This is a genomic window from Clostridium sp. CS1-1, from assembly GCF_056135525.1.
The window spans coordinates 3,923,873-3,937,053 of sequence record NZ_CM148680.1 but is presented as its reverse complement, the minus strand read 5'-3'; the positions used below and the strand labels follow the sequence as shown (position 1 = coordinate 3,937,053).

Annotated in this window: 10 protein-coding genes; all 10 read left to right on the top strand. The window is 32.8% G+C overall.

Going from position 1 to position 13,181, the window contains the following annotated elements; all coding sequences use genetic code 11:
* The first annotated feature begins 41 nt into the window (after window positions 1–41).
* Window positions 42–3,911: a DUF5050 domain-containing protein gene (locus AC0N0V_RS18545; RefSeq protein WP_474460170.1), complete on the top strand. Its 3,870-nt coding sequence runs from the start codon at window positions 42–44 to the stop codon at window positions 3,909–3,911.
* Between the two features lie 77 nt (window positions 3,912–3,988).
* The gene (locus tag AC0N0V_RS18540) at window positions 3,989–4,666 is read left to right on the top strand and encodes a hypothetical protein (protein WP_474460168.1); all 678 of its coding nucleotides are present in this window, start codon (window positions 3,989–3,991) and stop codon (window positions 4,664–4,666) included.
* Between the two features lie 386 nt (window positions 4,667–5,052).
* Window positions 5,053–5,901 carry a flagellin N-terminal helical domain-containing protein gene (locus AC0N0V_RS18535; RefSeq protein WP_474460166.1) on the top strand — a complete coding sequence of 283 codons (849 nt, stop codon included), beginning with the start codon at window positions 5,053–5,055 and terminating at the stop codon, window positions 5,899–5,901.
* 754 nt (window positions 5,902–6,655) lie between these two features.
* The gene (gene flgB / locus AC0N0V_RS18530; protein ID WP_474460164.1) at window positions 6,656–7,057 is read left to right on the top strand and encodes a flagellar basal body rod protein FlgB; all 402 of its coding nucleotides are present in this window, start codon (window positions 6,656–6,658) and stop codon (window positions 7,055–7,057) included.
* 23 nt (window positions 7,058–7,080) lie between these two features.
* The gene (gene flgC / locus AC0N0V_RS18525; protein WP_474460162.1) at window positions 7,081–7,515 is read left to right on the top strand and encodes a flagellar basal body rod protein FlgC; all 435 of its coding nucleotides are present in this window, start codon (window positions 7,081–7,083) and stop codon (window positions 7,513–7,515) included.
* 13 nt (window positions 7,516–7,528) lie between these two features.
* Entirely contained in the window at window positions 7,529–7,834 is a 306-nt protein-coding gene (gene fliE / locus AC0N0V_RS18520) for a flagellar hook-basal body complex protein FliE (protein ID WP_474460160.1), read from the top strand.
* An 18-nt stretch (window positions 7,835–7,852) separates the two neighbouring features.
* Window positions 7,853–9,451 (top strand): flagellar basal-body MS-ring/collar protein FliF, encoded by a 1,599-nt coding sequence (fliF, locus tag AC0N0V_RS18515; RefSeq protein ID WP_474460158.1) that lies wholly within the window; start codon window positions 7,853–7,855, stop codon window positions 9,449–9,451.
* 6 nt (window positions 9,452–9,457) lie between these two features.
* Window positions 9,458–10,474: a flagellar motor switch protein FliG gene (gene fliG, locus AC0N0V_RS18510; protein WP_474460156.1), complete on the top strand. Its 1,017-nt coding sequence runs from the start codon at window positions 9,458–9,460 to the stop codon at window positions 10,472–10,474.
* A complete protein-coding gene (locus tag AC0N0V_RS18505) occupies window positions 10,458–11,237 on the top strand; it encodes a FliH/SctL family protein (RefSeq protein ID WP_474460154.1) in 780 nt (259 codons plus the stop codon). Before fliG ends, AC0N0V_RS18505 begins: the two co-directional genes overlap by 17 nt.
* A gap of 585 nt (window positions 11,238–11,822) precedes the next feature.
* Window positions 11,823–13,130: a flagellar protein export ATPase FliI gene (gene fliI, locus AC0N0V_RS18500; protein WP_474460152.1), complete on the top strand. Its 1,308-nt coding sequence runs from the start codon at window positions 11,823–11,825 to the stop codon at window positions 13,128–13,130.
* The last annotated feature ends 51 nt before the right edge of the window (window positions 13,131–13,181 follow it).

The following is a 13,181-nucleotide window of genomic DNA, read 5'->3' as shown; positions in this document are numbered from 1 at the left end:
AATTACGTTGCAGAAAATATTTTTCTAAGGAGGAAGAAGAAATGAAGAAAACAAAAATGCTTATATTAGCTACATTGGTATTTGTGGCTGGAAAAGCTTCTATAGTTCATGCCAAATTGCCGGCAAATACAGTTATTATTAATAGTAATGCCTATGATGTAAACTGTTTATTTGATACGAGCTTTTTAAACAAAATAAACGGAGCATTAAGTTCTAGTAGTAATCTTGGAATTTATTTTGTTGGTAGTGATCAAAGCATCAGTGATATATTTACTGGTACTAAAATTCAAGAAAAGGATTTACCGCTTACTACGTCAGGAGGAAAATCATATATTACTTATAATTCAGCTAGTTATCCTGGTGAAGGGGTACAGTATTCTCTAAGAAATGGTGAACTTTCATTCAACGAGAAGCCAGTTTTAAAATTTAATGTAACATTAAATAGTTTTATTCAAAATAGTTATGTGGTAACTCTAAAGTATGATAAAGAGTTCTATGACTCAGATATTTCGGCGAACCAGATAGATACTAGTCTAGCAAAGATTAAAATTGATGGACTAACTCCTTTTGAAAAAGGTGCTGCAGATCAATCTATATATTATATTACAAACTCTAAAAAAATTACAGTTTATGGATTAAATACAAGTGGCGATGAAATTGCAGAAGGTCAGTTAGATTTATCCAATGTGAAAACAGGGCAAACAGTTGCCTTAACATGTACACTTAATAAAGTTCAAGATGCTGCGGCGCCGGTGGATCCAAGTGATAATCCATCAGGAAATATACAGAATACAGGTGAAGTAGCTTATGATGGTCAATATATATACTATATTAATAGTTCAGACAGAGGAAAACTTTATAAAAGAGATTTAACAGGAGCTACAAATATCGAAATAAGTGAAGATAGTGCTAAGTATTTATGTATAAAAAAGATTGGTACTGACACATGGATATACTACAGTAATTTATCAGATGGTAGTAAATTATATAGAATGAAGAGCAATGATATTACATCCAGAGAGAAAGTAAAATCTTTAGATGGAACGGATTATGTTGTAAGCTATATCGCACCGTCAAATGGAACTAATAATATTATATACTTTATAAATACTTTAGATAATTTAATTTACGGATTAGATACATTAGGAAATATAGCGCCTGTAAACGGAGGAGCATTAAAAGCAAAAACTTTAAATGTTATGGGGGATGACATATATTATACTAATATGAATGATTTAAATACATTATACAAGTATACTTCCTCGGATGGTAAGACAACTAAAGTTTCGCAAAGTAGCGTAGAAGAAATAACAGGTACTAGTGATAGTGATTTAATATACTGTACTACGGACGGATATGTGTATAACGGAAATACTAAGATTTCAATTAACCTTTATAATAGCAGTACTCGTACTTCAAAAGTAGATAAAGCTGCTAACATAAATGTAATAGGAGATTATATTTATTATAAAAGTCTAGTTGATGGTGGTAAGTTGTACAGAGTAAATAAATCTGGTGGAAATGCTGAGCTTGTTGTTTCATCAACAGTAGATAACATATATATAGTAAATTCTAATACGTTATATTATAGTCAAGCTGGTAAGCTAAGTAGATTAGATATAACTGTAGATAAGTTTGGTAAAGCTACATATGCAGTTACTCAACCACAAAAAGAGAACGCAAAGAAGATTATTCAATATACAGGTAATTTATCAGGTACAGGATTACCACCACAAAAAATAGATACAGTAACTTATGCAGATAACACTACAGGTTCCAACATTCCTATTTATTGGGATATGAATAGACCTGTTTACAACAATGACTCAATTGTTTATAACGGAGTTCTTCTTGGAGGGTATCCTATAAAGTATACTCAATCGGCTGCTTCTGGTGAGCTAAATTCTAATACTGATAGCACCTATACAGTTACCTTGATAAATAACCCAGGGAATAGAGATACAATTACTATAAAAGAGCAGCCAGCTTCAGGAAAACAATATAGTGTAAAATCAGGGGACGCTATAAAACTATACAGTGGTACAGCTACAGAAGCTCTATTAGGACAAGGTATAGCTCAGCAGGATGGTCTAGTAGTGATCAGTAATGTTGATGTAAGTACACTGATTGATTACACAAACCTTAATAGTATAAAAGATGCCGATTTAGGAATAACAAGAAAAGAAAAAGGAAAAACAGAAAGTGGAGCAAAGGTTTCAGTAAAGGCAAGTGTATATGCACCAAGAATTATCTCTGCAACTGATAATGATAGTAGATATAATGGTTCAGATGGAAGAGATTTAAGTGTTACATGTGGTTCATTACCAGTTGACATTACTAAAAGGAGTATATATGTTTTACAAAAAGGTAGAGCTTTTGATTTAAACTCACTTCCTTCAATAAAATATGATTTAGCTAATACAAACTACTGGTCAGCTAGTGAAGATACTTACACAGGAACGGAAAATATTAAAACTGATAGTTTAGGAATTGCTCTTAATACAGGATGGTACGATATTTACCTAGTAGGAGAAGATAATGATGGTAACAAATACTCCAGCGAAGCAGGAAAAGTATTATTAAATTCTGAAATGTCTGTTTCAGGTATACAAGCTACTGTAGCAGGTGATAAGTTTAGTGCGAAAAACCCTATCTCAACTGTTAATGTCAGAATTACTGGTAAAGCTGCAAGTGGATTACCTATTGGGAATATTGGTGATAACTATGGTATCACTATAACTAAGAATGGACTGGCAATTTCAGATTATACTGTTGATACTGTAAACAACGTAATAATATTGAATAAAGGTTATTTAGCTACTTTGCCAGTTGGTAATAATGAGTTTGTTTTGACATTAATAGATAAGGCTGGAGTTAGCATTGATACAAAATTCACAGTAGTAGTAAATTCTGCAGCTGACTTTAAATTAGTTCCAAGTCAGACTAAATTTACGAAAGGGTATGCCCCTGATAACGGCAACAATGAAGGTATCAATATTGGAATAACTGGAACTGTAAATAAAATTCCAACAGATATAAATGGAAATTCAGTGACTAAGCTGCAAGATGTAATCGTATCAGTAAATGGAGAACCTATTACTAATTATACCATTAAGAATGTTGAAAATAGCAATCCTATGGTTATTCTAAATAGTGATTATCTAGGACGTTTAAATGCAGGTGATTATACTGTAAAAGTTACAAATAGCAGCATAGGGCTATCTGATGGATTTACTTTAAGTGTAGTTGAAAGTCAGGCTAATTTAACCCCTACTGTTGACGGCTTTACGCCATTTATAGCTGGACATGCTCCACTGCTACCTGTAAAAGTACTTCTTAATGCAAAGGATACTTCAGGAAATGCTGTTGTATTCACAGACGATATTACCATTAATTATGAAGGAACTGAAATCAGTAATGATTCTTCACAAAGATACAAGTTATTAGATGGCGGAAAGGCTTTGGAATTAGAAACTATATTCCTGAATGAACTACATAGTGATAATAACGAGCTTACTATAACAGGACAAATAAGTGGTTCCAGTGGTTCGGGAAGCTACTTAACAGGAAAGTTAGTTATACCTGTACTCTCAGCGGCACGTTTTGAGTTTGCTGGAACATCTGAATTTACAAAGGGTAGCTTAAATGATTTAACATTCCAGATTCATCAGCTTGATAAAAATAATAAAGAAGTTACACCAAATAATGATGTGTTAAGTAATCTTCAACTTAAGAAGGGAACTAGTACTTTAGTAAAAGATAGAGATTACTCTATAAGTGGAAGTACAATTATCTTAAGTCAAGCATATTTAAATGGATTAATTCAGGGGACTACCTATATAAGTGTTACCTATGTAGATGACAAAGCAGGGATTAATCTAGCTGGAACTATCCAATTACAAGTAAAATAACTAATAGATTATAGGAATAAACGAAAGTTTAATTTAGAGTTTGAAACTATATTAGAGTTTAGTTAGGAGGAATACTTTTGAAAAATTTAAGAAAAAAAGCATTATTAACATTTATAATATTTCTAATTAGTTTTTCTTTTTCTTTTACTACAGCTTTAGCAGATGAAGCTGATAAAAGGATAGAAACTAAGATAACTAATAATGTTAATAAAACTTGGACTATAGACTTTAAGTCACCGGCTGATTTTAGTTCAATAAAAAATAGTATAAAGGTTAGGGATAAAAATCTAAATATAGTTATGGGCGTGACTATTATGCAAGGTAAAAGTGAAAATTCTATAGTTATCAGCGCGCCTTCACAGGGTTATACAATAGGACATACTTATGAAATAAAAATTGATAAATCTACTGCGAAGTCTAAAAAAGGAGAGAATTTAAAAAGATCAACTTTAATGGATTTTACTGTTACAAGTGGAAGTCTTAAAGATGCTATCGTAAAAGTTGAGGTTCCAGCAGTTCAGGCACTATCTGCCTTTAAGAGAATAACGCTAGTGTCTGCATCTAATACGGATATTAAAAAGTTTAAAATAGAAGGAACGGATAAACTCTATAACTTAAATGAAACAGGAGTTTTTATACTAAGCGGAAATGGCACTAAAATATACTTCTATGAAGGAGACGGTTCAACTTTAGTTGGATCAGGAACTCTAGATATCAGCAAATCAAACGATAAAGTAAATGTTACTATAAACTAAAATTAAAGTTATAAGTTAGACATTTGAGTCTAGCTTATAACTTTTTTTAATTAAATCTACTTAGTATACTTATGTAAAAAAAACTAAAGATATAAAATGCCTTATCGATAATAGGTTTAAGGCAAGTTATCTTCAGATAGGGAGTTCTAATTTATCCGACTAAGAATCAGATTGGGTTGAAACCATACCTGACTCAAGTCTTAACTTCATTATAGGAATTATAGTTAGAATATAATAAAAAGGTTTAAACATCTGAAGTCTAGTTGGAATTTCGAATTTTTATAGAGATATGATTCTAATATAGATAATGGGAAGTAAGATATTTGAAGGATACTAAGATTTTATTTTTACAGGTTAATATAAATAAAGATACGGAGTGAGTATTTATGAGATTAAGTCACAACATAGCCTCATTAAATGTATATAGGAGCTATTCAAAAGCACTTGATAAGCAAAGTTCTGCTCTAGAAAAAATATCTACTGGATATAAAATAAATAATGCAAAGGATGATCCTAGCGTTATAGCTCAAAGTGAAAGAATGAGAATGCAGATAAGAGGGCTTCAAATGGCGGGAAGAAATGCACAGGATGGAGTAAGTATGCTTCAATCAGCAGAAGGTGGGTTAGATGGAATTACATCAATGCTTCAAAGGATAAGGGAACTTACAGTGCAGGCTGGTAGTGGAATTAATAATCCTGAGGACAAACAAACCATTCAGAATGAAATAAATCAAATGGTAGGTGGAATTGATAGTATAGCTAAAAATACTGAATTTAATGGAGTAAAACTGTTAGCAGAAAATAAGAAATTAGGAATGCCAATAGGTGCAAATGCTGGAGAGAACATTGATATTCCATTGAGTAATTTAGCAGTAGATGAGTTAGGAAAAAAAGATGAGAATGATACAAATAATTTAAAATCGATAGATATAGTAAATAAACCGATAGATACAGCATTACAAATTGTAGATAATGCAATAGACAAAATAGGCTCAATAAGAAGTAAATATGGAGCTTTAGAAAATAGATTTGAAAGTAGTTTTCAAGACCTAAATGAAATCTCAGATAAAATACAAGGAGCAGATAGCAATTTGAGGGATGCTGATATAGCTCAGGAAATGATGGAGCTCACAAAAAGCAACTTGCTTGCAGAAGCTGGAAATGCAATGATGGTACAAACAAATAAGTTTCCACAGGATGTTTTAAGAATACTTGAGAATGTGAAAAGCCGCTAATACTTAAAGTATTAGCGACAATATAATAATCTTATGCATATAGGGGAATAAGGAACAGTAGTAACTATTTAGGAAAGCTAAAAAGTCACTACTGTTTTTATTTCTACAAAATATATAAGAGCTATGAAATTGCAACTTTCTATGACTTAGTTGCTTATGAGTTTATATTGAATTTTAGCATATACCACAAAAATAAATTAATCCCTAAAATTCCCTAGTATATGATAAAAAAAATAGAGACTTTGAAATACAAGGCTTTAGCATATCCTGTGCTAAAAAGTATATAAAAGTGGTAGCACTTTCTTATTTACAATTACTTTATATAGATGGTATCTTAGATTATAGAGTAGTATAAAGTTTAAATATAGCAATATGATTTAAGTATTTGTTTGTTTAATTAAAATAAAAAATCTATTTAACAATACTAGCAAATTATACCTAAAAAAGTAGCAAATTATACCTCTGTATTGTATAATAATAGGGATAAAATGAGATTATTAATTTTAGTGCTGTATTTACAAATATTTACAAGTGATTCTAGGTATTCATTTGTTATTTTAATTTAGATTATAATGAAATTTAATATTTTAGTAACAACTTTATATAAAAATGACACAACTGTGTTGTTTTATGATAAAATATTTTTGGAGAATAAAAATTTAGCAATAATTAAGGACAAATTACAGAATCATGTAAAATACGAGGAGAATTTATTTAAATATTCAAACAGTATTAGTAGTGGAGGTTGATAATTTTGAATATAAAAAACATGTCGAAAGATCAACAGGTTTATGATTTGTTAAAAAAGGGGTTGGATGCCAGCACTCTTAGAAGTAAGGCCATTGCAAATAATATTGCAAATATAAATACTAAGGGATATAAAAGACAATATGTCACTTTCGAAGAAACTCTAAAGGAAAACCAGAATAATCTAGAAATGAAAGAGACAGATGATAAGCATATACAAGACGTGAACAAGCCTGGGGAAATAAAGATGGAAACAGATAAATCTTCAGATATGAGAGAAGATGGTAACAATGTAGATATAGATAATGAAACCGTAAATCAAGCTGCAAATACATTGATGTATAATGCACTAATAAGCCAGGTTAATAATAGAATAGCAATGGAGAGAGTTGTAATTAACGGAAGATAATTTTTGAAAGGAGATAAGGCTCTATGATTAAGACTTTTAATACGCTAAGAATTAGTGCTAGTGGACTTTCTGCTGAAAGGCTTAGGATGGATACAATAGCTTCAAATATAGCAAATGTTAATACTACTAAGGGTGCTAACGGACAACCTTATAAAAGAAAAATCGCTGTATTTCAAGAGAATTTAAATAAGGAATTAAATAAAGAGACAGGGAAATTTGAAGACAAGCCGATGGGGGTAAAAGCAGTAGCTATTGAAGATGATAACTCACCTCTTAGAAGAGTATATGATCCCTCAAATCCAGATGCTGATGCCGATGGATATGTCAACATGCCAAATGTAAATGTATTAAATGAAATGGCAGATATGATGGTAGCTACAAGAGCATATGAAGCAAATATCAATGCAATAAATTCGGAAAAAGCTATGTTTCAAAAAGCATTAGAAATAGGAAGATAGGGGGAAATAATATATGAAGGTGAATCAATTTGTACCAGATAGTAGAGTTTTCGAGAAAATAGCTGGGAAGGAAAATAAGGTAGAAAAAGAAAAAGGATCAATAGGATTCGGCGACTTTTTAAAAGGAAAGCTAGATGAGACTAATGATAAGCAGCTTAAAGCGGAAGATACAACAGAAAAGTTTATCAAAGGAGAAGAGAATGACATTCACAAGGTCATGCTTGATTCAGAAGAAGCCAAAATATCATTAGAACTTGCAGTTCAAATTAGAAATAGGTTTGTAGAGGCATATCAGGAATTAAATAGAACGCAGATATAGTAAGGAGTGCTAAATTAGATGGGTAAGCTATCAGAAGGGGTTAAGAATTTATTTGGTAAATGGAACAGTTTAAGTAAAACGAAGAAGATAGCTTTTGGTGTAATTTTTGCAGGAATTATAGCATCTTTAGTGTTTTTGGGGGTATCTTTAGGTTCAACAAAATATGATGTGCTTTTTTCTAATATGGACCCAGCTGATTCAGCCGCGGTCTATAAAAAACTTCAAGATCAAAAAATAGTGGCAAAGGTAGAAGGCAACTCTATACTGGTTCCTAAGGGACAGGTAGATAAACTGAGAATGCAAATGCTTGCTGAAGTACCAATGACGAATGGTAGTCAAGGATTTGAACTTTTAGATAAAAGTCAATTTGGATCGACAGATGCTGAAATGAAGATTAATTACCAAAGAGCGCTTCAAGGGGAATTAGAAAGAACAATAAAGAGCTTTCCTGAGGTAGACAATGCGAGAGTTCATCTTGTAATGCCTGATGATACCGCATTCGTAAAAGATACAGAGCCAGGTAGTGCTTCTGTAACTCTTAAGGTAAAACCAGGACAAAAACTAAATGATGATCAGGTAAAAGCAATAATAGCATTAGTAACAGGGGCAGTGAAAAATATACCAAAGGAAAATGTACAGGTTATTGACGATAAGATGACATTATTATCGAGGGACTTATACAATGCTAATAAAAAGGATATAACAGACGCTACAACACCAGCAGACAAACAACAACAATTAAAATCGCAGTATGAAAAAGATGTAGAAAAAAGACTTTTAAATATGTTAGAAGCAATTTATGGAAAAGGTAAAGTTAAAGTAAATGTAAATGCAGATTTAGATTTTGATGCAGTAAAACAAGATTCGGTAACTTATGACCCTAAAAGTGTTGTGGTTAGTGAACATGGGATAAAGGATAGTTCTACAGTGCCAGGAAGTCAAGCTACGAGCAGTCCTGTTGATAATAATATGTCCAATACAACTGCAACAAATACTACTAACAACGGAACATCAACACACGAAGAAACCACTAAAAACTATGACGTTTCTAAAGTAGAGCAAACAACTATTAAAGCACCAGGAGCTGTAAAAAGATTAACTGCATCGGTGGCTTTAGATGGTAATGTGGATGATGTAACTAAAACTTCTATAAGAAATCTTGCAGTGTCAGCTATAGGGTATGATGATAAAAGAGGAGATACTATAAGTGTTGAAGGTATACCTTTTGATACTTCAATAAAGGATGACGTTAAGAAAGATTTAGATGCAATGAATAAGGCGGAGGTACAATCTCAAAAGACTAAAATGTATACAATGATAGGCATTGGAGCTGCAATTCTTCTTGGGGCTATAATAGCATTTATATTATGGAGAAGAAAGAAGAATTCGGAGGAAGAAGAATTAATGCAAAGTGAGTTGAAATCCAAAGGAATTGATGTGCTTATAGGTGATGATATGGATGAGACTGCAAAACAGCATACTAAGTTTAAACCTATAGAACTTGATGAAGAAAATGAAAGAACTCACGTAGAAAATGAAATTAAGAATTATGCAAAGGAAAAACCGGACCAAGTTGCAGATATTATCAAATCATGGCTTGCAGAGGATGAGAGGTGATAAAATTTGGCTAAAGAAGCTCAGAAGCTAACAGGAGTGCAGAAAGCTGCTATATTATTTATAACACTAGGTCCGGAAGCTTCTTCCGGTATAATAAAGAAGCTTCCAGAATCTGAGATACAGAAAATAACTTATGAAATAGCAAATATTACGGCAGTTAAATCGGAACAAAAGCAAGAGATATTACAAGAATTTATGGCGATGAATAAGGCGAAAGATTATTTGACCGAAGGTGGAATAGAGTATGCTAGAACACTTCTTGGAAAGGCTTTAGGAAGTCAAAGAGCTATGGAAATATTAGATAAGGTTACGGAAGCAACTCAGCAGTTTAGGCCTTTTGCTATAGCTAGAAAAGCAGATGCTCATCAACTTTTAAATATTATATCTAATGAGCATCCCCAAACCATAGCTTTAATACTTTGCTATCTTCAAGCAGATAAGTCAGCTCAAATATTATCTGCACTTCCGGAAGATGTCCAAACAGAAGTTGCATACAGAATTGCTAATATGAGTAATACTTCACCGCTAGTCGTAAAGGAAATAGAGAAAGTATTAGATGAAAAATTATCTTCAGTGGTTAAATCTGATATGAAGGTAATAGGTGGAGTTCAAACTATTGTTGATATCTTAAACCAAGTAGACAGAACTACAGAGAAGAATATTACAGAGGGCTTGGAAAAGGAAGATGCAGAACTTGCAGAAAAAGTCAAAGAGTCTATGTTTGTATTCGAGGATATTATTACTCTTGATGATGTTTCTATACAAAGAGTTCTTAGAGAGGTTGAAACTAAGGAACTTGCGCTTGCTCTCAAGGGATGTTCAGAAGAAGTTGCAAATTGTATTTTCAGAAATCAATCAAAGAGAGCTGCTGCAGCGTTGAAGGAAGATATAGAATTCTTAGGTCCAGTAAGACTTATGGATGTAGAAAAATCTCAGCAGAGGGTTGTAAGTATTATAAGAAGATTAGATGAAGCTGGAGAAATAGTACTATCAAGAGGTGGAGAAGATGCAATCATCGTATAGAGTTATTAAGAATACCAGCGTAGTAAATGAAGGAAATAAACCAATTGTAACTTCCTTTGAGGATAAGCACGAATCACATCAGAAAGAGCTTGGCGAAATTAATGCCAAGACTTTCATAGATAGTTATGAGAACTTAGCAAGAACTATGGTTGAGGATGCACGAAAACAGAGGGATGCAATACTATCTCAGGCCTATGCAGATGCGGAGCAAATTGAAAAAGAAGCTTATGAAAATGCTTATCAAAGAGGTTACAATGAAGGCAATGAAAATGGATACAATGATGGGTTTAATAAGGCGTACGAAGAAGGCTATCAAAGTAACTTTGACAGGGCTATGCAGGAAGGAGAGGCCATAAAGAATAATGCAGATAATATTCTAAAAACCTGCATAGCTGAAAAAGAGAGATATGTATTAGAAAAAGAAAATGAACTAAAAGATCTAATAATTAATACAGTAGAAAGTATACTGAAAAGAGAAGTAAAAGATAAAGGTGGTTTAAATACTATAGTTTTTGAGGCCTTATCAAAGGCAAAGAACACTAGGACCTTTATAATTAAAAGTAGAGCTTTATATTGTGAAGAGTTTAGAGAACAAGTTGAAACATGGAGAGAACAACTTCCTTTTAGAGGTGATATATTTATAATACCGGATGAATCCATTGAAGAGGGAAGTGTCGTTATTGAGAGAGATAATGGGAAAGTTGTAGTAAGCGTAGACATTGCAATGGATAAGGTGAGGGAGATTCTTTACAGTGTGGAGTAGGGTGAAGTGGTTAAATAAGGTTCTGGTATCCATGTGTAATGCTTCAATACTGTTAACTGATTTTAAGTACTCTACAGCTCGTAAATTGCGAGAACCTAAGAACGTTTCAAACTCGCTGACGCTCAGAAAGTGAAAAGTTCTAAGGTTCTCACAATTTAATTTACAAGCTAAGAGTACTAGAAAAACCAGTTAAATGTATCTCAGCATCACACATAGATACCTCTACCAAAATTGAACCCCATACCTCTTAAACTTATAAGTGAAAAATCTCCGAAGAGGAAAGAAGTATAATTTGCTGAATTTTCACGATATACAATCTAAGAGTGCTAAGAACTCAGTTTAATGTATATTCAGAATCAATTAGATATACCTTCATACAAAGCTAAGATTACTAAGAACTCAGTTTAATGTGCCTCAAATCACATACATATAACTTAATATAAATTTAAATAGATATATACATATTTGAAAGTTGAATTATTTAATACTTACACAAAAGTAAAGATTTTTAGATTTAAGAATTAAGAACTAAGGATATTTTTAGTTTTTAATTGTTAAATCTAAATTCGAACAGAGAGGTGCTTTATGATTGGTTTAAACTTCGATGTTTTAAATAAAAAAATTGAACAAGCCACTTTCACTTACTCCGAGGGGGTAGTTAAGAAGGTTATTGGGCTTACAGTGGAGGTTGAGGGAATAAAGTCCTTCGTTGGTGAAGTGTGTACTATATATAATGAGAAAAATGAACCTATTACCTGTGAAGTTGTTGGATTTAGGGAGAATAACGTTATATTGATGCCGCTTGGAGAGCTTATTGGTATTGCTCCGGGTTGTAGGGTAGTTCCTGAGGGTAAGCCTATGAGTGTAAGGTGTTCTGATGATTTATTTGGAAGAGTGCTTGATGGTCTAGGAAATCCTTTAGACAGTGAAGAGCTTACTGGTGGAACCCTATATCCTTTAGATACTGAGCCGCCTGACCCAATGAAAAGAAGAAGAATTAAGGATGTTATACCTACAGGTGTACGAGCTATAGACGGTTTCATTACTTGCGGTGAAGGGCAGAGAATTGGTATATTTGCTGGTAGTGGCGTTGGTAAAAGTACAACACTTGGTATGATTGCAAGATATGCTGAAGCTGATGTTAACGTAATTGCTCTTATAGGAGAGAGAGGTAGAGAAGTTAGAGACTTTCTTGAAAAAGATTTAGGGGAAGAAGGTATGCGGAAGTCTATAATCGTCTGCGCAACATCGGACAAGCCTGCTTTAGTAAGGCTTAAAGGGGCCTTTACAGCAACAGCTATAGCAGAGTACTTTAGAGATAAAGGAAAAAAAGTAATTTTAATGATGGACTCCGTAACCAGATTTGCTATGGCACAAAGAGAGATTGGACTTGCTATCGGAGAGCCACCGGCGACAAAAGGGTATACTCCTTCTGTTTTTGCAAAACTGCCAAGGCTTATGGAGAGAGCCGGTATGTCAGATAAAGGCTCAATAACTGCCTTTTACACAGTATTAGTAGATGGTGACGATTTTAATGAACCAATTGCGGATGCTGTAAGAGGTATACTTGATGGACACATTGTGCTATCCCGTACACTAGCTGGAAAGAATCATTATCCAGCAATAGATGTATTAAATAGTATAAGCAGACTTATGTCAGAAATAGCAGAGGATGACCATAAAAGTGCAGCTTCTTTTGCAAGAGATCTCATGGCAACTTATAAAAACTCAGAAGATTTAATTAATATAGGAGCCTATGTGAAAGGAAGCAATAAGAAAATAGACCTTGCTATACAGTATAATGATGAAATAATAAATTATTTAAGGCAGGGTATGAAGGAACACTTAAGTTTTAACGAAAGTATTAATAGATTGAAAAATATGTTTATGTAAATAGTTAATAGTTAATAGTTGAAAAGCTGTCAATAACTCTTAACCGAAAAA